The 22,302-nt window shown below is 42.2% G+C and carries 20 protein-coding genes and 1 tRNA gene; 10 read left to right on the top strand and 11 right to left on the bottom strand.

The window, feature by feature from the left end; genetic code table 11:
• Nucleotides 1–35 precede the first annotated feature (35 nt).
• Nucleotides 36–764, top strand: a complete 729-nt coding sequence (locus NQ565_RS11915; protein WP_005654026.1) for a DUF5932 domain-containing protein — start codon at nt 36–38, stop codon at nt 762–764.
• Nucleotides 765–783: 19 nt separating this feature from the next.
• Nucleotides 784–2,241: an AbgT family transporter gene (locus tag NQ565_RS11910; RefSeq protein WP_005654028.1), complete on the top strand. Its 1,458-nt coding sequence runs from the start codon at nt 784–786 to the stop codon at nt 2,239–2,241.
• Between the two features lie 43 nt (nt 2,242–2,284).
• Here the strand turns inward: NQ565_RS11910 and hepC are convergent, their stop codons facing one another.
• Entirely contained in the window at nt 2,285–4,453 is a 2,169-nt protein-coding gene (hepC, locus tag NQ565_RS11905) for a heparin-sulfate lyase HepC (RefSeq protein WP_005654030.1), read from the bottom strand.
• A gap of 427 nt (nt 4,454–4,880) precedes the next feature.
• Here hepC and NQ565_RS11900 point away from each other — a divergent pair, with 427 nt between their 5' ends.
• The 3 genes from NQ565_RS11900 to NQ565_RS11890 all read left to right on the top strand — a co-directional run bounded on the left by NQ565_RS11900 (nt 4,881) and on the right by NQ565_RS11890 (nt 6,361).
• Nucleotides 4,881–5,063: a hypothetical protein gene (locus NQ565_RS11900; protein ID WP_005654034.1), complete on the top strand. Its 183-nt coding sequence runs from the start codon at nt 4,881–4,883 to the stop codon at nt 5,061–5,063.
• 283 nt (nt 5,064–5,346) lie between these two features.
• Nucleotides 5,347–5,420, top strand: a tRNA-Arg gene (locus NQ565_RS11895).
• Nucleotides 5,421–5,650: 230 nt separating this feature from the next.
• Nucleotides 5,651–6,361, top strand: coding sequence for a tetratricopeptide repeat protein (locus NQ565_RS11890; RefSeq protein ID WP_005654037.1), 711 nt, complete (start codon nt 5,651–5,653; stop codon nt 6,359–6,361).
• Nucleotides 6,362–6,446: 85 nt separating this feature from the next.
• Here NQ565_RS11890 and NQ565_RS11885 read toward each other — a convergent pair whose 3' ends face one another.
• The 3 genes from NQ565_RS11885 to NQ565_RS11875 are packed head-to-tail and all read right to left on the bottom strand — an operon-like array spanning nt 6,447 to nt 9,625.
• On the bottom strand, nt 6,447–8,456 hold the full coding sequence (locus tag NQ565_RS11885) for an alpha amylase C-terminal domain-containing protein (RefSeq protein ID WP_005654039.1): 2,010 nt from the start codon (nt 8,454–8,456) through the stop codon (nt 6,447–6,449).
• Nucleotides 8,457–8,481: 25 nt separating this feature from the next.
• Nucleotides 8,482–8,928, bottom strand: coding sequence for a YhcH/YjgK/YiaL family protein (locus NQ565_RS11880; protein ID WP_005654041.1), 447 nt, complete (start codon nt 8,926–8,928; stop codon nt 8,482–8,484).
• Between the two features lie 31 nt (nt 8,929–8,959).
• Complete coding sequence (locus tag NQ565_RS11875) at nt 8,960–9,625, bottom strand: DUF2461 domain-containing protein (protein ID WP_005654044.1); 666 nt, start codon at nt 9,623–9,625, stop codon at nt 8,960–8,962.
• 298 nt (nt 9,626–9,923) lie between these two features.
• On the opposite strand from NQ565_RS11875, the gene NQ565_RS11870 reads away from it, so the two are divergent.
• Entirely contained in the window at nt 9,924–10,163 is a 240-nt protein-coding gene (locus NQ565_RS11870) for a DUF6965 family protein (RefSeq protein ID WP_005654046.1), read from the top strand.
• Nucleotides 10,164–10,187: 24 nt separating this feature from the next.
• Here the strand turns inward: NQ565_RS11870 and NQ565_RS11865 are convergent, their stop codons facing one another.
• From NQ565_RS11865 to NQ565_RS11840, 6 genes are all read right to left on the bottom strand, one after another.
• Nucleotides 10,188–11,882, bottom strand: a complete 1,695-nt coding sequence (locus tag NQ565_RS11865) for an alpha-amylase family protein (RefSeq protein ID WP_005654047.1) — start codon at nt 11,880–11,882, stop codon at nt 10,188–10,190.
• A gap of 27 nt (nt 11,883–11,909) precedes the next feature.
• Nucleotides 11,910–12,719, bottom strand: coding sequence for a patatin-like phospholipase family protein (locus NQ565_RS11860; protein ID WP_005654050.1), 810 nt, complete (start codon nt 12,717–12,719; stop codon nt 11,910–11,912).
• An 88-nt stretch (nt 12,720–12,807) separates the two neighbouring features.
• Nucleotides 12,808–13,203, bottom strand: a complete 396-nt coding sequence (locus tag NQ565_RS11855; RefSeq protein ID WP_005654052.1) for a phosphoribosyltransferase — start codon at nt 13,201–13,203, stop codon at nt 12,808–12,810.
• A 14-nt stretch (nt 13,204–13,217) separates the two neighbouring features.
• Nucleotides 13,218–14,339, bottom strand: coding sequence for a DUF362 domain-containing protein (locus NQ565_RS11850; RefSeq protein WP_005654054.1), 1,122 nt, complete (start codon nt 14,337–14,339; stop codon nt 13,218–13,220).
• 149 nt (nt 14,340–14,488) lie between these two features.
• Nucleotides 14,489–14,968 (bottom strand): HU family DNA-binding protein, encoded by a 480-nt coding sequence (locus NQ565_RS11845; protein ID WP_005654056.1) that lies wholly within the window; start codon nt 14,966–14,968, stop codon nt 14,489–14,491.
• Nucleotides 14,969–15,141: 173 nt separating this feature from the next.
• Nucleotides 15,142–16,170, bottom strand: a complete 1,029-nt coding sequence (locus NQ565_RS11840) for an alpha/beta hydrolase (protein WP_040315622.1) — start codon at nt 16,168–16,170, stop codon at nt 15,142–15,144.
• A 285-nt stretch (nt 16,171–16,455) separates the two neighbouring features.
• Here NQ565_RS11840 and NQ565_RS11835 point away from each other — a divergent pair, with 285 nt between their 5' ends.
• The gene (locus NQ565_RS11835; protein WP_005654060.1) at nt 16,456–17,610 is read left to right on the top strand and encodes an AraC family transcriptional regulator; all 1,155 of its coding nucleotides are present in this window, start codon (nt 16,456–16,458) and stop codon (nt 17,608–17,610) included.
• A gap of 245 nt (nt 17,611–17,855) precedes the next feature.
• Here the strand turns inward: NQ565_RS11835 and NQ565_RS11830 are convergent, their stop codons facing one another.
• Complete coding sequence (locus NQ565_RS11830) at nt 17,856–18,053, bottom strand: hypothetical protein (RefSeq protein WP_259301206.1); 198 nt, start codon at nt 18,051–18,053, stop codon at nt 17,856–17,858.
• Between the two features lie 296 nt (nt 18,054–18,349).
• On the opposite strand from NQ565_RS11830, the gene NQ565_RS11825 reads away from it, so the two are divergent.
• The 3 genes from NQ565_RS11825 (at nt 18,350) to NQ565_RS11815 (ending at nt 22,301) form a co-directional block, all read left to right on the top strand.
• Nucleotides 18,350–18,865 (top strand): RNA polymerase sigma-70 factor, encoded by a 516-nt coding sequence (locus NQ565_RS11825; protein WP_005654064.1) that lies wholly within the window; start codon nt 18,350–18,352, stop codon nt 18,863–18,865.
• A 71-nt stretch (nt 18,866–18,936) separates the two neighbouring features.
• Nucleotides 18,937–19,740 (top strand): FecR family protein, encoded by an 804-nt coding sequence (locus NQ565_RS11820; protein ID WP_005654066.1) that lies wholly within the window; start codon nt 18,937–18,939, stop codon nt 19,738–19,740.
• Nucleotides 19,737–22,301, top strand: coding sequence for a TonB-dependent receptor (locus tag NQ565_RS11815; RefSeq protein WP_005654068.1), 2,565 nt, complete (start codon nt 19,737–19,739; stop codon nt 22,299–22,301). The genes NQ565_RS11820 and NQ565_RS11815 overlap by 4 nt, the downstream gene beginning before the upstream one ends.
• Nucleotide 22,302: the final 1 nt, after the last annotated feature.

Genomic DNA, 22,302 nt, shown 5'->3' with positions numbered 1-22,302 from the left:
AAATTAGAATAAGTAAGGATAAAAAGATATGAAATATGGAAGCTAAGAAGTTTAAAGTCATTATTGTAGAGGACGTAAAGCTGGAATTAAAAGGAACGGAAGAGATATTCCGTCACGAAATACCGGATGCGGAAGTTATCGGTACCGCCATGACGGAACAAGAATTCTGGAGTTTGATGGAAACCGGTGTGCCGGACCTTGTTTTACTGGATTTGGGTTTGGGTGGCTCCACTACTATCGGTGTGGATATTTGCCGCAATATATTTAAGCGCTATCCGGATGTACATGTGTTGATATTCACCGGAGAGATTTTAAACGAAAAATTATGGGTGGATGTCCTTGAAGCGGGAGCTGATGGTATTATTCTGAAGACTGGAGAATTGTTGACCAAGACAGACGTACAAGCTGTTATGGACGGGAAAAAACTTGTTTTCAATTATCCCATATTGGAAAAGATTGTAGAACGTTTTAAAACTTCCGTCCGGAATGATACGAAACGGCAGGAAGCTGTTATCAGTTATGACATAGACGAATATGACGAACGTTTTCTCCGTCATCTTGCTTTGGGGTACACAAAGGAAATGATTGCCAACCTGAAAGGAATGCCGTTTGGCGTGAAATCTTTGGAGAAACGGCAGAATGATTTGATAGGGCGCCTTTTTGGAGAGTGCGAACGAGTGGGAGTAAATGCTACGCGCCTTGTGGTGCGTGCACTGGAACTGCGTATTCTTGATATTGACAATCTGGAAGCGGACGAGGAATAATTCCGAATACCGAGTAATTATGAGGAATAAATGGCGAATGCCCCATCCCGCAACGATGTTCTTCCTGCTGACACTGGGAGTTATCTTTCTGTCGTGGATATTTGATGTCTACGGTTTGAGTGTGCGTCTGCCTCATACAGGCGAAGAGATACGTGTACAGAGTTTATTGAGTCCGGAAGGCATTCGATGGCTGCTGCGTCATGTAGTAACGAATTTTACGGGTTTTGCCCCGTTGGGGCTGGTTATCGTGGCGATGTTCGGGATAGGGGTTGCACAACATTCCGGGTTTATAGATGCGTGTATACGCAAAGGCATACGCAGACGGGTACGTAATCCGTGGCGTATCATACTCAGTGTTATTGTTCTGGGATTACTGTCCAATGTAGTGGGCGATGCCGGATACATCATATTGCTGCCTATCGCTGCAACGTTATTCCATTCGGTAGGATTACATCCCATAGGCGGAATCATAGCAGCTTATGTATCGGTGTCGTGCGGTTATAGTGCCAATATACTTTTAAGCACACTCGATCCTATGCTTGCTGCCACAACACAGGAGGCTGCCGATATGACGGATGTGTTGGGCGGACGGATCGGACCTCTGTGCAATTATTATTTCTTTTGTGTATCCACTTTCTTGTTGGTATTCATTATTTACCATATAACTTGTAGAAAACTATTGCCGGGATTAGGAGAATACAATGGGAGTAATACCTTCTGCGGTTATAAGCAACTGTCTCGAAAGGAGCGGAGAGCTTTGTGGGGAGCTGTCATTGTCGGCTTGCTCTATGCGGCGTTTGTTCTATGGGCTACATTCTCTTCATGGGGTATATTGAGAGGTGTTAATGGCGGATTGACCCGTTCGCCGTTTATTATTGGTATTCTGTTCTTGTTATCTTTGGGGATAGGTTTAATGGGAATGGTGTATGGATTCGTTTCCGGACGTTATCGTACGGACAGTGATGTGATAGAGGGGCTGACCCAACCGATGAGGTTATTGGGTGTTTATTTCGTAATCGCTTTTTTTGCTTCCCAGATGTTTGCTTGTTTTGAGTATTCCCATTTGGATAAATGTATCGCAATAATGGGAGCGAATGTGCTTTCCCCCGTTCGTTCGGATAGTTTGTGGATATTGATATTATTTATCTTGTTTACTGCTCTTATTAACCTCATTATGGTTTCTTCCACATCGAAGTGGGCGTTTATGTCGTTCATTTTCGTTCCGGTATTGGCGGGTATGGGGATTTCTCCGGATATGGCACTGTGTGCATATCGTATCGGTGACAGTGCAACGAATGCGATTACTCCTTTTATGTTTTATATGCCGCTTGTTCTGACGTATATGCAGCAATATGATAAGCAGTCTACCTATGGTTCGTTGCTTAAATATACGTGGAGGTATTCATTGGTTATTCTTATTGCCTGGACTGCTTTGTTTGTGCTTTGGTATCTCTGTAAACTACCGCTGGGATTATAAGTAGAGAGGCTATAATTATCTCTGTTATAAGATTTAAACAAGATTACTTTCTTTTATTAAGGCTATAGCTTAAATTGTATAGTTTCTTGTTAATTGTAACATTGACAGATACCTTATCTTCATTACCTGTATTGACAAACTGTCCCTTAATTACAGGACCTGTGGCTGAGTCTACGGGATATAGTACCGTAATATATCGTACAGGATTATTGTCCGGTTTCCGCATGACAACTGCATAGGACTTTCTGTGTTCATATTTCCTGTCTGTTTGGTAGGATATCCGACCATCAAACTCTTTAAAGATAAGATTCCTGCTCGCCTCTCCGAATGTACGAATTAACAGATTATTGCTATCATCGAAGGTGGTATGCGCACCAAATTCTTCCTTATCCAGAAGAACATTATCAACAGACTTTCCATCACAAAGATGGAAATATAATTTTGCATATCCGGTAGCAGTCCCGAATCCTTCATCTACCAGCACAAAAAAATCCTGTGGCTGTTTGACGTAGAAGATGGATCGACGATGCTTGAAGTTGCTATATCCTTGATTTTCTGTCACAATAAGTTGATATTCATCTTTTTCCTCGAATAATAATAAAGTACCGGCGGCTTTATTGATATTTTCCGTTCCGGTTTCTTCATGGTCTGCGGTTTTGCCTAAAACCATTGTGTTATGTGCTTTGGTCTGACGAAACCATCTGCGTAGTTCCATAACCTTCTCATTATCCTCTGCCATATATGCACAAACACCGGAATCGGGAAAGAAGTTACGTCCGTTACGATATAACTCAAATGTACCGTTATCAAGTTGGTTATGGCTTGAGTCTCCCAATTTTAAAGAAACATTATTACTGTGAATCAGCACTGTAGATTGCGGGTCCCAACCACTACGTAGTACATAAAAACCAGAAGAAGGGAATGTTTTTATTTGTGTACTCGGACAAGTGCCACTTTTACCATACATGGACATATATTCAAACTCGGAATCTTCAGGAAACATTTCCATATATTTCTTAAAGTTTTTATTTAGCACGCTTCGGGTTTTAACCCATGAATCATTGAAAGCAGGAGTACAATCTTTGCTGTTTTTTGTAAAATAACTGGGGTAGGTGAAATGCATCACTACTTTGGCGGCTTTTAAAAGTACCTCATTTAGATTTGGCGACAGCAAATTCTCCGGAACTTCATTCTGAAGGAGCAGCCGTTTGAGATCGTATAGTCCATCTAATATACCTATATGATAATGCAAAGACAAATCATTTGTCATACCATCATCCAAAAATAACTTTGAAGTTTGGTCATTAATGATATCACAACCTGTTTTTTGCCACTGTGAGGCATTCTTCAGCTCTGGAAATAAAGTTCCTGCAAACACTAATGCTACAGCTTGGCTTAACAAGATATTATTTCCACCGGCATATTTGTATTGAGATAAATAATCGGCATGCTCCGCAAAATGTATCAAGAAAAAAGAAAGCCATTCCGATGTAAAGTTAGGAGAACTTTTAAAATATTCGAATAACTCCGTTTGTCCCATAATACGTGTGGATACTTGAAGTTGATACCATTTGAACTTGTCAGGGCTACCTTCGGGTAGAGGGTGCTTGGCAATCCAATCGGTATACACTTCTTTCCATGAAAGCATATATTTCTCATCATGAGACTCTTGATAGGATTTTCCTTGAAGCGGCATCCAATTGTGGCGATGTAATTGCTTTTGATATTCATTATCTGCACCTTTAGGTGTAAATTTCCAATTTATTGTTTTATCGCTGTTTTGTAGTGAATAAGGCTTCTTCAAAATCTTATCTTCCAAATAATTATCGTTTACATAGAAACGATATTCATCTATGGCATAGTCTGCATAACCACGTTCTACATCACTGGGAGGGTCTGATGTGACATTGGGATTCTTTATGTTTTTTCTGTTTCTGTAGTAAGCTAACAGTTCTTTTAAAGCAGTAGTATCATCACCAGCTTCATGCAGCGATTTAACAGTACCCAATCCGGGATAGTTTAGATTAAGAATATTGAATAGGACTACTTCTGTATTTTCATTTGGCGGCAGGGACGGGTTCTCTTCATCTGTGATAGGTGGTTTTTCTTCTTCTTTATCTTTTATGGGCATATCATTATCTGTACATCCAATCAACATAATGATAGAGGATAGGAAAGCATAAATGTAAAAATGGCTTTTGAATATCATCATATTAAGTATTTGGGTTAGTGCTACAAATATAATAAGCTTATCACTGAGTGTCGTTTAGTAATGTGTATATCCTGTTTGAAAATAGAAGTTAATTATTAATTTGGTTGAAAATATTATTAGAATTGTCTTTTATGAAGAGAGAAGAAATACCAAAATAAAAAAACTTATCTAATCGTTGGTATCGGTTTGATAAAAAAGATTTAGAAAAACATAGACAATTATTAATAGTGAATTGAATAAGCTGTAACGAGTTGAATCATATTCATATTGCAGCTATCAGAGGTAAAATCTCGATAACAAATACGCCTGTTATAATATATTGTAATGGTAAATATTATTTGCAAATAATAGCTAAGAAGTCATGGCGATATATTATTTTTGCAAAAAAAGGCATTAATAATGATACTATAATAATCATTGAGTAGATATGAAAACTGAGTTAATAGAAAGTTTAGACTTCACCGAGGAAGATTATAATGAAAAAATAGCAGGTGAAGATGTTGCTTCTTTCAACGAGTTTATAGATGCCATTATCGTATTTGTAGAACAAAATGGCGGTACTTTAGAAGATGCAATCATTATGGCTAACGATACTTATTACCAATTATAATATACTATAAAGTAATATCAGCCGAAGAGAATTTCTGTAAAAGCAAAGTTTTATTGAGATTTAGCTGATAAGATTTTGAATTTATACAGATTCTTTTGAAATGTGGGTTGATTTAGTTCTCTTTTAAAGAAAAATGTTATGCTATCTAAAGCATTGTATTTCAATAGAACAACTATTTACTTTTCATATATAGGTCTATTATTTTAATATAAATAATAAATATTTTGGGTGTAAAATTTGTAGTTTTCATAAAAAAACGTACCTTTGCACCACAATTAAGGATGGTTCCGTAGCTCAGCTGGATAGAGCAACGCCCTTCTAAGGCGTGGGTCTTGCGTTCGAATCGCAACGGAATCACAAAGAAAAACCGCAAATAGCTAAAAAATAAGCATTTGCGGTTTTCTTATTTTTAAAAATGTCCGCATTTTGTCCTCATAATGGGTCAGTCCAAAATTTTATCCCTCTTTGTTTACGTAAAATAACACTTGTTACTACTCTCGTAAAAAACTCAAAAAAGGTAAAAAGGTTTTGCTTCTACGCTTTAGGCAACTAACTTTGAAATATCAATATTAAAATAATAAAAGCATATGAAAAAATTAATCTTATCTCTTGCACTTTGTTGTGCAGCTACTAATTTCTTTGCGCAGAATGCTGATCCGGCACAATTGGTTAACGAAGGTAAAGCTGCACTTGAATCTAAAAATTATCAGGTTGCATTTACAAAATTCAGCACCTATCTGACACAAACCAACAATCAAGATTCGGTAATTGCTTTTAACTGTGGCGTTTGCGCTGATAAAATTAAGAAACCGGCTGAAGCTTTGAAATATTTTGATATAGCTGTACAGAAAAAGTATAACTTGGCAAATGCTTATATAGGCAAGGCAGGTGCATTGAAAGATTTGAAGAAAAATGATGAATATGTTGCCACTTTGAAAGAAGGTCTGGAAGCTGTACCCGGTAATAAGACATTAACTAAGTTGTATGCCACATATTATGTGAATCAAGGTATTTTAGCACAGAGAGCTAAGAAAAATAGTGCAGCAGAAGATGCTTTTAAACAAGCTCTTGAGATTCAGCCGAATAATGTTAATGCTCTCAATAGTTTAGGTACATTACTTTACAGTCAGGGTGCTACTACATTGAAAACTGACGCTGAAAAGGCAAAAGTCGAATTTAAAGAAGCAAAAGAATATTTGGAAAAACTTATTCCTCTGCTTTCTCCGAGTAAACCGGCTCAGAAAAAGATGATAGACAATGCCAATACAATGTTGAATTTTATAAATACTCAATTATAGAATTCATATATAATACAAAAAAGAGGCAGACCTAAAGGATCTGCCTCTTTTTTTAGTTCTCATGGTTATATTTTCTGCTTTAATTTTATTTGCCTCTCTTCAATACCATTGCCGTACGTGCCGGAATGTAAAGTTTAAGCCACTCTTTTTTCTCTTTTTTATATAAAGGGTCTGAAAGAGTAAAATGCTTCACTGTATCATCAGTCAGTCCATGGCCGCCATAATCAGGATTATCTGTATTTAAAATGACTTCGTACTTACCGGCAGGAACTAAAAATCCATAGTCAGTGAAAGACTGTTTGGGGTTGAAGTTGAATACAAATATCAAATCCTTACGCATATACGCCAATATCTGATCACCGTCATTATGCCAGATTTCCTGAATTGGTGTAGTTTGGAAGTTTTTTACGCTTTTAATAACTTCCAACATGGCGCAATCAAAATCGCCCAGATAATGATATGCCAGATTCTTATTATCTACCAGATTCCATTGACGACGGGCATATTTGCACGACCAGCCATTGCCTTCACGGGGGAAGTCTATCCATTCGGGATGACCGAATTCATTACCCATGAAATTAAGATAACCGCCATTGATAGTCGATGCTGTGAGTAAACGTATCATTTTATGCAAAGCAATACCGCGATGTACCGTATAATTTTCATCGCCTTTTTGCATATGCCAATACATATCGGCATCTATCAAACGGAAAACAATGGTTTTGTCACCTACCAACGCCTGGTCATGACTTTCTGCATAAGATATTGTTTTTTCGTCCTGGCGACGATTGGTTACTTCCCAGAACATGCTGGACGGTTTCCAATCTTCATCTATCTTTTCCTTGATAGTCTTAATCCAATAATCGGGGATATTCATAGCCATGCGATAATCAAAGCCATAGCCGCCATCTTCAAATTTGGCTGCCAGACCGGGCATCCCCGATACTTCTTCCGCAATGGTGATTGCTTTGGGATTAACTTGATGAATCAAGCGGTTGGCAAGTGTCAGATAACAGATCGCATTATCATCTTGGTGACCGTTGAAGTAATCCCCATAATTACAGAATGCTTCGCCTAAGCCGTGACTGTAATACAACATAGAAGTCACGCCGTCAAAACGGAAACCGTCGAAGTGATATTCTTCCATCCAATACTTGCAGTTGGATAGTAAGAAATGGATTACTTCATTCTTTCCATAATCAAAGCAAAGCGAATCCCATGCCGGGTGTTCACGACGGGCACCCGGATAGAAATATTGATTCGGATCACCGGCAAAGTTACCCAAGCCTTCAACCTCGTTCTTCACAGCATGAGAATGAACAATATCCATGATAACGGCAATACCCATGCTGTGGGCAGTGTCAATTAATTCCTTCAGCTCTTCCGGAGTACCGAAACGGGAAGAAGCCGCAAAGAAACTGGAAACATGATAGCCGAAACTTCCATAATACGGATGTTCCTGGATTGCCATAATCTGAATACAATTATATCCGTCTTTGGCTATGCGCGGAAGAATCTTTTCTTGAAACTCTCTGTAACTGCCTACTTTTTCCTCCTCTTGTGCCATACCGATATGGCATTCATAAATCAGCAGCGGGTCTGTAGCAGCTTTGAAAGTTTTTTTCTTCATCTTGTACGGTTTCTCCGGAGACCATACCTGCGCACTGAATATTTTGGTTTGCTCATCTTGGACAACCCGGTTGGTCCATGCCGGGATACGTTCGCCGCAACCGCCGTCCCAATGTACCATTAACTTATACAAGTCACCGTGTTTCATGGCATCAGCCGGGAGCTTTATTTCCCAATTACCGTTTGCTTTTCGTTTCAGACTGTATTTTTTCTCTTCTTTCCAATCGTTGAATGTACCAATCAGGAAAATCTGGGTGGCATTGGGAGCCCATTCGCGGAAAACCCAGCCGTTATCAGTACGGTGCAAACCAAAATAAAGGTAGCCGGATGCAAAATCCGACAATGTCTGTTTCCCTTTATTGGTTAACTCTGCCTCTTTTTCAGAAGCATGTTTATGGCGGCCGTTTATGGCATCTGCATATGGTTCCAGCCAAGGATCGTTCTTAATCAAATTCAGTGTTTCCATAGAGGATTGTTTTTGGGTATTTGTATTATGCTTTAACTTTCACAATAACTTTTTTCACGCCGTCCGGAGTGATTCCGGGAGCATGTCCGTCTTGTGGGAAGAAAATGGCAAACATACCCGGTTTTACTTCGATATAGCTTTCTGCCAGACCGGTAAAGAAAGTAATATCCTTTTCCGCGTTATAAGGAGCATCTTCCGGCACACAATCTTTTGCTGCGGTATAACCCATTATTTCAGTACCCGACAGAGGTATTTGGATATCAATAAAGTCTTTGTGCGTTTCCAGTTTGGCTTCTTCCTTTGTTTTAGGTTTGGTTTGCGCTACGTTTACAAGCAAATCCTTACCTTTAAGTTCGGTTTTTCCCACTTCCAAAGCGTTTAAATCGTGTGATTTCAAAAACTCAATAGCCTGTGCGAATAAAGGATTCAGCGAAGCATATTTCTCTATGTTTTCAAGTCTGTCTACTACCATAATTCAATTGTTTTTAAATTAGTTTTCAAATTTATTCAAAGTCGTCTATCGTGTAATTCACAAAGTCGGAAAAACGTTTCAGTTGCCTGAAAATATCATCTGTACGTTCCAGAAAATCAGGAGCTAAAAAGAAACTGTCAGGCTGATGACAGGAAACTGTATATTCTTTACATTGCAGATATTTCAAATACGGATAGTCTTTAGAGAAACCTTTGGGAGCTGTTTTTAGGAAATTCTCGCCGACAACGGGAAAATATTGTTTAAAAGCCGGGTCTTCGACAATTCCTCGAAACTCATCCATGTTATCATAAACCGCTTGCCTCAAGGCTTTCAGCAGGGGAGAGGGCGGGCAATAACTGCCACCTGCCAAAAGGCAGTTGCCCGGTTGTAAATGAACATAGTATCCGCAATGGTCTGATTTCTTTCCTTTGGCATTGATATAGCCGCCAAAATGATTTTTATAAGGCGTTTTATCTTCGGAAAACCGTGTGTCTCGGTAGATACGGTATGTACAGTCTCTGGCTTCAATGCCGCGAATGCTTTCGTCAAACAATGAGATACGGGAGATAATTACTGTCAGCAAGTTCTCAAACTCGTTCCGGGCATTTTCATACTGCTCCCGATGGGCGTTGAACCATTCACGATTGTTGTTGGCGGATAGTTCTTTCAGAAATTGAAATATAACAGGGATGTTCATATCGTATATATCCTTATTTCTGCCAAATTTACGGATAATATTTCTAACATGCTACAAATAGGCATAAAAAAAGCATCGGCTTGGGTAAACCGATGCTCCTTACACATTTATCAATCAAACAGACGCTTCTGTTTTTTGATGTACTTACTTATCACAAGCAGGTACGTCTCCTTTAATTAATCTTATATCTAATACTATGAAAAACACATCTATATAACGTTACACTTTCAGATTTTGTTCATAAGGGTAAGGATAACTTTAGTATTTGTTATATCTTTGTCGGAAAAATAAATAAAAGATGGAAGAGTATAAATACGATGAAGAAAGTGTTAATGCACTGGTTAAGTGGGCTGAAACGGCAACATTTCCTGAACAGGTCATGTTAAGCGATGCTGAAAATATATTTGATGTAAAAAGGTATGTACGGGCTAATTTGAGCGATATAGCCGCCCATTACCCTGACGAATTCTATAATCCGGCTATTACCCGTTTATATAGATTAAAAGATAAAATGGAAGGTAAAGATAATGCAGAGTGATTGGGTCACCCTGCATTATCTTTTTCATAGCTTTATTTTGAGAATCTTGCCACTGTATCCTTCTACAGATATTTCTGTCGCCTTATAAGGCAATAAGCTTATATTTTCTTCTTTACCGGTCAATAAATCTACGGCGCGGTATTGTTCCATTTGCGGTATTTGCAGAAAATCGAAAGCGTGGGAAGGAATATTGATTGCAAGGTCTGCCGATATATGGTCGAAGTTCACGACAAACAGCAATAAATCCCGTCCGTACTTGCGCAAGAATGTATATTGTTTATGTTCGTTGAAGCGCCAACCATTGATGTTGGCATACATCAGGTCAAAGAAATCTCCTTGCGAAATTGCTTTTTCTTCATTGCACAATGTTAATATACGTTGATAGATGCCATACAAATGCTTCTGATTGTCCGTCAGCATCTTCCCATCAAATTTTCCGCCGTTGCGCCAGCGGCGTATGGTGTCCACACTCCAATAGTCAAAGATAGTGGTACGTCCGTCTCTGCCGCTGAATCCTTCGCTGTCCATCCCCAGCTCGCCGAACTCCTGTCCGAAATAAATCATCATGGGATTCACATTCATACAAGCCGATACGATGAGGGCGGGAATGGCTTTACGCGGATTGCTTGCAAAGAAATCGGAAGCGATACGCTGTTCATCGTGGTTTTCCAGAAAATTCAGCATTCGCTTTTCTATCCCGCCCAGGCTTTGCCATGCCCGTGTAATGGCAGTAGCGGATTCGTTGCCGCAAACTATTGCACGAAGTGTGTCATACAATCCCACTTTATCATAGAGATAATCAAATTTTCCACGAAATAGATAGTTACCGTATTCCTTCGGATTATACACTTCGGCAATAAAGAGTAGGGCAGGGTATTTGGCTTTCACTTGCGGAATAGCCCATTCCCAAAACTCAACAGGAACCATTTCCGCCATATCGCAACGGAAACCGTCGATATGCTTCTCCGCCCAAAACATCAGAATGTCCAGCATTTTATTCCATGTATCGGGAATGGGGTTGAAATGGCAGGTACCGCCATTCTGATAATCCACGCCATAATTCAGTTTGACCGTCTCATACCAGTCGTTGATATTGGGATATGCGTCAAAGCGGTTATTTCCGGTAGCTTTGGCCGGGAACTCTTTATAAGGTTCGGCAGCAGCGTCTTTCATATCAAATTGTCCATGCAGTTCCGATTGCGGAATATAATAGAAGTTGTTATAAGGGCTGAATGCATAGTCCGTATCGTCATTTGCTCCCAGTTGAGAAGTCCCGTCCGGCTGCATATCCGAATGATACTGACGCGCTACGTGGTTGGGAACGAAGTCGATGATAACCTTCAACCCGCTGCGATGAGTGCGTTGCACCAGATTTTCAAATTCTCTCATGCGTTCGGGAACGTCTTTCGCCAAATCGGGGTCTACATCATAATAGTCTTTTATTGCGTATGGCGAACCGGCTTTGCCTTTTACGATAGCCGGATGATCGGGGCGGATGTTGTAGCGACGATAATCCGTTTGCGTTGCATGTTCAATAATGCCGGTATACCAAATATGGGTAGCTCCCAGCTTTTTGATTTCTCCTAATGCCTTGGCGGTAAAATCCGCCATCTTGCCACATCCGTTTTCGGTAATACTGCCGTTATTGATGCAGTGGTTATTGTTATTTCCGAATAACCGGGTAAACACTTGATAAATAATCAGTTTTTCGTCGCTCATTTCTTTCTATTTAGAGAATGGTTATTTTTATTCTTTCCATATAGTGCCTTTTTCTATTTGCAGGCGTTCCAGTATATCATTAGTGGCATTATATCCTTGCATAAATATCTCCTCTGCCTTTTCCAGTTCCCTGTTGCTGTAACCGTCCAGGTTGTAAGGCTCTATCAACAAATCTGCTTTTTCCCGTTCGGGAAATGAATTGGAACGGAACATGAAGTTGTACGAACGTAAGGCGACGCTTACAATATTCATTTTGTACTTAGGCGCCATTAATGGGCTGACATTGATTGCCACAACTTTCTCGCATACCCGCCGGATGGTAGATACGGGCAGGTTCATCAGCAGTCCGCCGTCTACGTAGTACGTCTCGTCTATTTTTACGGGTGCGAACAGTACGGGCATACAGCAGGATGCGGCTACGCGTTCTGCAATATCTCCTTTATGAAAATGTGCAAGGCGCCCGTGGTCCAAATCCGTGGCGGTGATAATCAGCGGTAACTGCAATTCTTCCAGTTTCTTCGCTTTCAGGTTGCTTTTCAGGAAGTCTTTGAATTCGCTAAGTTCAAACAAGCCCACTTTAGGAATTACCAGTTTCGTTAAATCCTGAAATTTATGCCCGGCAAAATAATCCAGAACTTTATGAGGTTCGTTGCCGTCCGCATAGAAAACACCTGCCAGTGCACCTGCGCTGACACCGGAAATGATATTGGGCTTGATATCGTGCTCCAATAAGGCCTGCATGGCTCCTAAATGGGCAAAACCCTTGATGAAACCGCCGCTCAAGGCATAGCCGATAGAGTATTTATTAGAGAACCAATTGTTCGTTGCTCCTTCCATGTTGTTGAAATCTACTATTTTTTGTTCGGTACGAAATTAGTTATTTTATCGTAGTAAGAAAGGAAAATAGCAGAAAAATGTTCATTTATTATAATATCCACGGAAATTTGAAACACGTTTCATCAAACAGCGCATAATCGGCCGTACCGTTTACTGCAAAGGTTTTGATGCTGCGTGCCTCTTTCAGCAGTTCGCGTGCCAACTTTATGGTAGCTCCTGTTTTTATACGGTCGTCCACCAGCAGGATGCTTTTTCCCCTGAAGTTAAAATCGACAGGAGCCAGCAGTTGCGGAGCATCGTACTTAGGATGCTGATATTCGTCCCTCAAATTGATGCGTAGCAGATGCACTTCTTTTTGTAAACGCTGATTGATGATGCCTGCCGGAACGATGCCGCCATTGGCAATGGCTACAATCATATCAAAATCATCGTGAAACTCAATCGTACGGAAGCGTTCCAGCACTTCTTCCATTGTTTTTGCCATAAGAGTAATGCGGTTTATATTTTTATCAACTCGTAATCCATTGTTCCCAAGCCTATTTTTTCGGCGTGACGCAATCCGGCAAGCCAGTCCGTATCAGGATGTATCATGTGGAATTTGTCGCAGCCGCACAAGTCTTCGTGTTCGTGCTTTTTGGCAAGCACATTATCGCTGTGCAGTACGGGAGCCTGAATCACCAGGTCTGCACACGCCTTATCCAGCGCTACGGGGTCTGCCGATGCCAGCATGCCGAGGTCGGGAATGATGGCGGCATCATTATGGTTCCAGCAGTCGCACTCCGGCGATACGTTCATAATGAAACTGATATGGAAGTGCGGTTTGTCTTTCAGCACGGCAACGGAATATTCAGCAATCTTGTAGTTCAGCCGTTCGGACGTATCCCAGTCGCTCACTACGGCGGCGTCGTGCTGGCACAAAGCTACGCATTGTCCGCATCCCACACATTTGGTATAGTCTATTTCCGCTTTGCGTTCGGCATTCAGATGAATGGCATCGTGGGCGCAGTGTTTTACGCAGATATTGCATCCGATACAATTTTCGGTGGCAACTTTGGGCTGTGAGGAGGCATGCAGTTCCAGCTTACCGCCTACGCTGGCGCATCCCATCCCGAGATTTTTCAGAGCGCCGCCAAATCCGGCCTGTTCATGGCCTTTAAAATGGTTCATGCTGATGATTATGTCCGCATCGGCAATGGCAGTACCTATCTTGGGAGCAGGGCAGTATTCTCCGTCTATCGGTATTTCTCTGTAGTCTGTCCCTTTTAGTCCGTCGGCAATAATCACCTGGCATTGGGCAGATATAGGATTGAAGCCGTTCTCCATGGCGCTCTGCAAATGGTCTACCGCATTGGAGCGACGTCCGGAATACAACGTATTGCAATCCGTCAGAAAAGGCTTGGCTCCTAAACTGCGAAGCAGATTTGCCATGCGGGCGGCATAATTAGGGCGGATATACGCCAGATTGCCCGGTTCGCCGAAATGTATCTTGATAGCGGTAAAACTGTCTTTTAAAGGAAGCTGTCCGATGCCTGCACGTTTAAGCAGACGTTCCATCTTATCTAAAAGATTAGAGGTGGGAGAGGTACGTAGGTCTGAAAAATATACTTTGGCTTTTTCCATGATAGATAGCTGTGTGTTATGATTGTTTCTGCAAAAATAATAGATAATATTAAATAATGGCAGGTATATGCAACAAAAAAAGCAGCGGAGTGGATACCGCTGCTTCAACTTTGTTTTCAAGAAAAGGCAATTTGCTGTCGCTATGACAATCAGCCTAACGGGTTTTCTTCTTCGCCGCCGTTGCCGGAACCGCCACTGCCATTGTTCCCGCTACTGCTGCTGCCGTCCGTATAATCGGTGTCTACAGGTACGGAACGGGTAACACTCATTTCATTCAGCATGCGGTTGAATATCTTTCCCGGTGTAAACACGATACGTTTTGAAAGGATATTGCTTGCCTTAACGGCATCTTCCGTATTCGCACTTTTGGTTTTAATTGTAGGGCGGAACAATCCGAACTCACCCATTTGTATGGTCTTGCCGTCGTCGATATCTTCCGCCATCATATCTACCAAACCGCTTACCACCAAATCCACCACTTTGCGGTGAATGCCGCACAAACGACTGACCTTTTCACACATTTTGTCGAAGTTCATTTTACCCGAACCGACAGATTTCGCTACATACTTTTCTGTGTTCGTCTTGTCAAAGCCGAATACTCTTTTGGTTACTACATACTTTAAAGCCATAATTGTTAAAGTTTAAAAGGTTAAAAAAATAAGGTTTACTAATGCCATTTATTTTTAATGACTATGCAAAGATACAACGGGCGTCCGCTGCCGCAGTCCCCTTTTAAACCCTTTAGAAATGTTTTTCCAATAATAAATTGCTATTGTTGCTGAAAAGTCTTATGGCCGTTTTTTTATTTCAGGTTTTTCCGGAAGAAATCCTCCAGCTTATCAAAAGGAATCAGGCCGGTACGGTCGTAAAGGTCCACGTGTCCTGCACCGGGTACGATGTATAGTTCTTTCGGTTCGGCAGCACGGGCATATGCATCTTCGCTGAACTCACGAGAGTGTGCCGTATCGCCAGTGATAAAAAGCAGTGCACGGGGAGAAATCGTTTCGATGTCATTAAAAGGATAGAAGTTCATGAACTTCACGTTACTGGTCAGTGTAGGGTGGGTGGTAGTTTCGGGAGATGCACCTTTCGGGGTGTATTCGCCACGTTCGGTACGATAGAAATCATAAAATTCTTGTTGTATGGGATTGGATGCATCCGGACGTTCATGCATCGTGCCACCTGTGTATTTCACTTCGCCTCCCTGAAATTCCACGTAGCGCTGTTCGGCTGCTTCAGAAAGAATCTGTTTGCGCTGTTCCGGCATAAGTGCTTTTTTCAGTCCGTTGCGGGCGGCACTCCCCATGTCGTACATGCTTACCGTAGCGACAGCTTTCAAACGGGGATCTGTCTTGGCTGCACTGACGGCAAAACTTCCGCTGCCGCAAATGCCGATAGCCCCGATACGTTCACGGTCGACAAAAGTTCTTGTTCCCAGAAAATCAACAGCGGCGCTGAATGTTTCCGCATACATGTCGGGAGAAACCGCATTACGTACTTCTCCACCGCTTTCTCCCCAATAAGTAAGGTCTATGGAAAGGGTTACGAACCCCCGTTCCGCCATTTTCGTAGCATAGAGGTTAGCACTTTGCTCTTTCACCGCACCCATTGGGTGACCAACGATGATAGCGGGATATTTTACATCTGCTTTCATATCTTGGGGAAGAAAGAGCGCAGCGCCGATTTTCATTTTATAAAGATTTTGGAAAGAGACGGATTCTGTACGTATTGCCGGACTCTTATAGAAGTTATCGGCATCTTTTTGGGCATAACTCTTTGTAGCATTGGCGAGAAAGAGAAAAATTGCGGTTAAAATGATTGTACGTTTCATGGTCCTGCGCATAAATTTATTGCACGCAGTATCGGAGTTTTCGTTACGGTACGTCCCAGATGATAAAATCAGAACATTTTTCATTTTTAATACGGTTTGATTGGATTAGACATTCTTTTCGGATACAAAGGTAGGAAGGTAAAAGGTAGCTTCCGGTAGATGAATTACGGATAAAATAAACTCTATTACAGATTTATATGTCGGTAATAGAGTTTATATTTGGCACAAATGCCTAAAATGGTTACATTTGTAATGTCCTCGTTTTAATAGGACGGAAATAATAATATGTGGTTGGATTTTTATATGTTCCTAACCCTTGCGTCAGGCATTGCTTTGGCTGTTTTGGGATGGCAGTTATGCAGCATTCATATTCCTCATAGGGAAGATACGCACCGACTGCGGACGGCACGTGCCATTCTTGCCGCATCTTATTTCATTCTTGCTATTCCTGCTTTTTGCGAACTGTTTAATGGTGGAGAAGCCGACCGTAAAATCATTGCAGTCTTTACGATAGCGGTGGCCGCTTACCAATCGTTACTGTTTACCGTCACACTGCTGACATTTATTCAACCGCTGTATGTTACCTGCCACAGAGTACGGATACAAGCAGGAATCGTAACGGTTGCAGTTGCCTTATTTCTGTTTATGGCTTTGACAAGTGAGGAATGCTGGGTGTTTTTTGTTGCATTGGCTGTATATGCAGTGCAGTTAGTCTGTTATACATTGTTATTTCGCCGAAAGTATGCCGAGTGCCTTCGATTGTTGGAAGAATATTACGATGAAGACCAGCATGCACGGCTGCGTTGGACGAAATTCGGCTTTTATGCTGCGCTCTCGGTTGGTATAGCCGTTTCTCTGTCCGTGTGGCTGCCACCGGTTGCTTATAATATTTTTACTGTCGGTTACATTTTGTTTTACGGGTGGTTTGCCGGTCGTTTTTGTAATTATGTGGTAAAAATCAATTATTATCTGCCGGCCGTAACGCAGGGACAGGAACCGATTCGTCTGCAAGCGGTAGATATGGCTGCCTGTGGATTGTCCGAACCGGAACTGGCAACGGAGAAAGAGCATCTGCGGCTTGCACTCGAACGTTGGGTTGCCGAACGGCGTTTTACCCGTCCTGAAGAAGGCAGGGAACAAATTGCGCGGGAATTGGGGACGACAAAAGAGTTTCTTTGCTGGTATTTCAAGAATGAGATAGGGCGGGACTTCCGTCCGTGGCGTGTCGGCTTACGTATCGAATATGCCAAACAATTGCTGGCCGAAGAACTCGGCATCTCCATGAACGACCTTGCACGCAAGGTAGGATTTGCCACTAAAAGCAATTTTTACGGATATTTTAAAAAGCTCACGGGTGAAACCCCGGTCGAGTATCAGCGGCGATTGTGTCACAATGCTGACTTTACAACTAATTATTTCTCAATATTTTATAAGCAATAAATCAGGAATATGGTCGTTGCCTTTAATTGTACATTCTAAAGGATGAAGATTTAACATTTTTATTATTTCTTAGCTTATTTGACTTATTATCACCTGTTCGTACAGTCAGAGTACTTCTTCCGAAAGTTGTTCGGGCTCCTCGTCCGTCACCTTATGTTGGTTGATGCCGGGAAAGTAGTGACGCGCGTAAATCATCTGTTGCCGGATGTTGCTGGTCGTCACGTACCGCCCAACATTCTATTAATTTATGAGCGTGCTCTGGCGGGTGATAATAAGTCGGTGAGTTGTCCCATCAAGCCGAAGAGGAACCGGAAATTATTATTTACCAGTTCGTTATCACCTTCGATGAAGCAGTCCTTGACAAGTGTTCTCATAGCCGATACCTTGTCTTTCTTGGATACGGGCATGAACTTGGAGAACTGCGAAAAAGTTGGTTCTGCCATGAGGGCTACATACATCTTCTTTTTACCGCAAAAGGTTTTCCGAACTCCACCATCAAATAAACCTTGCGCAACTTCTTTTCTTCCATAAACGTATTTTTTATTTTCCGATAGATATAGGACGGAAAAAAGAAAGAATGTGGAAAAACGGAAAGGAAAGTGCAGGAACCCCGTGATGTTTTCCGCCATGCGTATATGAAAAAGGGGGTGCGTTATGTTTCTTTAACAATACAGAATAGTGAATTTTGCCTTATTTTGTGTCTTTTTATGTAAGCACACAGAATAATAAGCCTATTTGTATGCATAAATTAACAATAGACATAGACGAAACATTTAAATACCATTATCGTTCGTTATGCTTGTACGTGCTGCACTATGTCCATGATACGGATATTGCAGAAGACATCGTACAAGATAGTTTTTCTGCCTTGTGGGAGAAATTAAGCATCAGTGGAGCCAAAATAGAAAATGTCAGAGCCTACCTTTATACGACTGCCCGCAACCGCAGTCTGGACTATCTGAAGAAGGAGGAAATTTATGATCCAAATCTTTCTCCTTCTGACTTTGAAGATACGTTGAGCGATGAGGAAGCGGAGAAACGTTCGGTCAGGGAAGCGCAGATGTGGACTGCCATTGATGCCTTGCCCGAACGTTGCCGTGAGATATTTTTACTGAATAAACGCGACGGCATGAAATATAGGGAGATAGCCGCCAAATTCCAGATTTCCGTTAATACGGTGGATAACCACATCAGCAAGGCACTCCGACTGATACGGGAAGGGGCACAGAAAGTTTACGCATTTTTATTTAACTAACATTCACAAATCCTGCATAGTGAATTTGCCTGCAATCCCAGTCATTAATATGAAGACTAAAACAAAAGAGTATGAGAACCCCGGATGAAAAATGCCTTCACTTTGTCTTGCGCCACTATCAGAAGAACAAGTTGGATACGCAAAAAGCATTGAAGGCTTTTAAAGAGAAATACCAGATAACGGAACAGACACGAAAATCCTTCCGCCTGTGGTGGATACTTCCCGGTATGGTGGCAGCCATTCTGGTCGTAGTTCTTATTTATCCCCGCTTCCAGGAAAACGGAGCATGGGAGGAGGTAACGGCTTACTCGCACCCTGTGGATTATATGCTTCCGGACAGTTCCTCCATAACTCTATTCCCGCATTCCTCCGTCCGTTTCCACGCAAAAGACTACCAGAGTTCCAGCCGCAGGGTTCACATGGAAGGTAAAGTCGCATTTTCTGTCAAGCATGACAATGCCCGCCCGTTTACGGTAGAAGGAAAATTGTCCCAAGTCAGAGTTTTAGGAACTGTTTTTACTGTTGATGAGAGCCGTGCAGACACAGCCGTCGTACAAGTCATGTCAGGAAAGATACAGTTCTCGGCAATCGGGCAATCGGACACCGTGATACTAACCGGAGGCATGACAGCGCAAGTGACGGGAGAGCGAAAAGACATACAGATAATCAAAGAAGGGAAAACGGGCAGCTTCATTTTTGACAATACCCCGCTGCCTAAAGTGCTTGAAGAACTGTCGAAGTTCTACAAGGTGAAGTTGGTTGTCAATAAGACAGACAGGCGGCTGACAGCCAGTTTTAAGGACAAAAGCCTTGATGAGATTATTGAGATTATAGAAAAAGTGTTGAATGTAAGAATTGAAAAGAAGAAACAATGAGAATCGTACCGACCCTGTTCCTATTCTGTGTATGTGTGAGCATCAAAGCTCAACAACAGAATATGACGGAAATGAAAAAAGCTATCGGCCTGATGCAGAGGATGTACGACATAACTTTTGTATATGATTCATCCTTGGTGACTGCCAAGCCCCAAGCTTTCCCCTCGGCAGGAAATTCTTTAAAGGAAAACTTGGAAAGGATTTTTGGCGGCACCGACATAAAATGGGAAATCCGCGACGAATACGTCCTGCTGTTCCGTCCGAACAACTATACCTTTTCTGGATATGTGTGTGAAGACAGCGGAGAAACGCTTATCAATGTGACTGTCCTTGACCTGAATACCCTGAAAGGCACACTGAGTAACGAACATGGCTTTTTCAGCATCACGCTGCCGGAAGGGAAACACAAATTTCGTTTTTCTTATATAGGTTATCAGGATGTGGTGAAGGAGGTGGATTTGAGTTCCAATTACAACGGTGTTATCTACTTGAAAGAAAGCAGTACCTCGCTGAAAGAAGTTGTAGTGGTTGCAGACATGAACGCTCCCCTCCGCACGACACAGACCGGCAAAGTGTCTCTGACCTCGGAACAGTTGAATACGGAGTTTTCGCTACTTAGTTCACCAGACTTGGTAAAGACCCTCCAGAACCTTCCCGGTGTGGCTTCCGGAACGGAGCTACTTTCCGGTATGTATGTGCACGGGGGCAAGAACGATGAGAACCTTTTTCTGCTGGACGGAACACCGCTTTACCAGATCAACCATTTGGGCGGGCTGTTTTCCGCTTTCAATACGGATATTATCAAAAACGTGGATTTCTATAAAAGCGGTTTCCCGGCACGTTACAGCGGCAGACTTTCTTCCGTAGTGGATGTACGCACCAAAGAGGGGAGCATGAAGGAGTTTCACGGAACTTTCTCTTTGGGGCTGCTTGACGGTAGAGTCCAGTTTGAAGGACCGATTATAAAAGACAAGACCTCGTTCAACATAGCCATACGAAGAAGTTGGGCGGATCTTTTCACAGCCCCGGTATTCTTCCTGCTCAACCGTTCCAATCCCGATGACAAAAAGAACGTGCGCTATGCCTTTTACGACATCAACGGGAAAATCACCCACCATTTTTCGGACAATAACAAACTGTCCCTTAGCGTGTATTCCGGAAATGACTTGCTGAAGGCAAAAGCCCAACAGGTGTTCGATAAAGGGGAACATTACGACTCTGATTTCAAGGCCAAATGGGGCAACCTGACTACGGCTTTGACATGGAACTGTCAAATCACCCCAAAGTTGTCAGGTAGTTTTACTGGAGCCTATTCACGCAATATCTCCATGTATGATTATGTGGAAGTTAGCCGTTTCTTTTCCGATGGGGAACAAACTTCCATGACGGGGGTGGAACGGTCCAACCATTCCACGATTGATGATATGGGATACCGTATGGAATTCGACTACCGTCCCGGCACGAATCATCATATACGCTTTGGCAGCAATTATCTGCATCACATATATCATCCGCAAAACACAGCTTCCAGAAACCAGACGGACAGGGATACCTTATCGGCAGAAAGCGCAAGCAGTTATAAGGGTAACGAGGTTGCTTTTTATGCGGAAGATGAAATGCGGCTGTCCTCTAAAGCGAAATTAAACACGGGACTGCATTACACCCTTTATCAGACAGACGGAAAGATATACCATTCTTTGGAGCCAAGACTGGCCATGAGTTACCAATGTTCGAAAAAAGCCACGATGAAAGTGTCCTATACGGAAATGAGCCAGTTTGCGCACCAACTGTCAAACACCTATCTGAATCTGCCGACAGACAGTTGGGTTCCTTCCACACGCAAAGTCCGTCCCATGCGTTCAAGGCAAGTGGCAGCCGGGATATATACGGAGTTGCCCCGGCATATCCGCTTGAACGTGGAAGGATATTACCGTACTACAAGCCAACTATTGGAATACGACGGGGGGAACAGCCTGATGCTTCCTGCCGATAACTGGGACAATCTGGTTAAAACTGGCAAAGGAAAGTCTTACGGCGTGGAATTGTCACTAGTATACAAAGACTGTTACAATGTCATTGAAGCAGGATATACACTTTCATGGAGCTTGCAAAAGTTTACTGATTTTTATCCCGACTGGTATTCCAGCAAGTTCGACAACCGACATAAACTGAACATCGCTTTCCGGCATAAGTTCGATGACCATATAGATGCCTACGCCGCATGGGTTTACCGTAGCGGCGACCGTGCCACCGTCCCGACCCAGTATGTAAACGGACCGTCTTTCCCCGGTACACCGGATTCCAGCGAACCTGAACTGATTTACGAGAAGCCGAATAACATCACGCTCCCTGCATACCATCGGCTCGATTTGGGAGTCAACTTCCGGCGTATTACCAAAAGGGGATTCGAACGTATCTGGAACATCAGTGTCTATAACGCCTATTGCCGCATGAATGCGTTTTATACCCGGATAGAACGTCTGCCCGATGGCGGTTTTAGGGGTAAGGGATTTGGCATTTTCCCGATTATACCCTCGTTTTGTTATACCCTCAAATTTTAAG

Source organism: Bacteroides stercoris ATCC 43183 (genome assembly GCF_025147325.1).
GTDB classification, from domain to species: domain Bacteria; phylum Bacteroidota; class Bacteroidia; order Bacteroidales; family Bacteroidaceae; genus Bacteroides; species Bacteroides stercoris.
Note: the sequence above shows the minus strand (reverse complement) of the source record. Positions and strands in the feature narration are given on the sequence as shown.

Coding starts and splice junctions, on each gene's coding strand:
- NQ565_RS11915 (WP_005654026.1), top strand. CDS start 36: ATGGAAGCTAAGAAGTTTAAAGTCATTATTGTAGAGGACGTAAAGCTG.
- NQ565_RS11910 (WP_005654028.1), top strand. CDS start 784: ATGAGGAATAAATGGCGAATGCCCCATCCCGCAACGATGTTCTTCCTG.
- hepC (WP_005654030.1), bottom strand. CDS start 4,453: ATGATGATATTCAAAAGCCATTTTTACATTTATGCTTTCCTATCCTCT.
- NQ565_RS11900 (WP_005654034.1), top strand. CDS start 4,881: ATGAAAACTGAGTTAATAGAAAGTTTAGACTTCACCGAGGAAGATTAT.
- NQ565_RS11890 (WP_005654037.1), top strand. CDS start 5,651: ATGAAAAAATTAATCTTATCTCTTGCACTTTGTTGTGCAGCTACTAAT.
- NQ565_RS11885 (WP_005654039.1), bottom strand. CDS start 8,456: ATGGAAACACTGAATTTGATTAAGAACGATCCTTGGCTGGAACCATAT.
- NQ565_RS11880 (WP_005654041.1), bottom strand. CDS start 8,928: ATGGTAGTAGACAGACTTGAAAACATAGAGAAATATGCTTCGCTGAAT.
- NQ565_RS11875 (WP_005654044.1), bottom strand. CDS start 9,625: ATGAACATCCCTGTTATATTTCAATTTCTGAAAGAACTATCCGCCAAC.
- NQ565_RS11870 (WP_005654046.1), top strand. CDS start 9,924: ATGGAAGAGTATAAATACGATGAAGAAAGTGTTAATGCACTGGTTAAG.
- NQ565_RS11865 (WP_005654047.1), bottom strand. CDS start 11,882: ATGAGCGACGAAAAACTGATTATTTATCAAGTGTTTACCCGGTTATTC.
- NQ565_RS11860 (WP_005654050.1), bottom strand. CDS start 12,719: ATGGAAGGAGCAACGAACAATTGGTTCTCTAATAAATACTCTATCGGC.
- NQ565_RS11855 (WP_005654052.1), bottom strand. CDS start 13,203: ATGGCAAAAACAATGGAAGAAGTGCTGGAACGCTTCCGTACGATTGAG.
- NQ565_RS11850 (WP_005654054.1), bottom strand. CDS start 14,339: ATGGAAAAAGCCAAAGTATATTTTTCAGACCTACGTACCTCTCCCACC.
- NQ565_RS11845 (WP_005654056.1), bottom strand. CDS start 14,968: ATGGCTTTAAAGTATGTAGTAACCAAAAGAGTATTCGGCTTTGACAAG.
- NQ565_RS11840 (WP_040315622.1), bottom strand. CDS start 16,170: ATGAAACGTACAATCATTTTAACCGCAATTTTTCTCTTTCTCGCCAAT.
- NQ565_RS11835 (WP_005654060.1), top strand. CDS start 16,456: ATGTGGTTGGATTTTTATATGTTCCTAACCCTTGCGTCAGGCATTGCT.
- NQ565_RS11830 (WP_259301206.1), bottom strand. CDS start 18,053: ATGGCAGAACCAACTTTTTCGCAGTTCTCCAAGTTCATGCCCGTATCC.
- NQ565_RS11825 (WP_005654064.1), top strand. CDS start 18,350: ATGCATAAATTAACAATAGACATAGACGAAACATTTAAATACCATTAT.
- NQ565_RS11820 (WP_005654066.1), top strand. CDS start 18,937: ATGAGAACCCCGGATGAAAAATGCCTTCACTTTGTCTTGCGCCACTAT.
- NQ565_RS11815 (WP_005654068.1), top strand. CDS start 19,737: ATGAGAATCGTACCGACCCTGTTCCTATTCTGTGTATGTGTGAGCATC.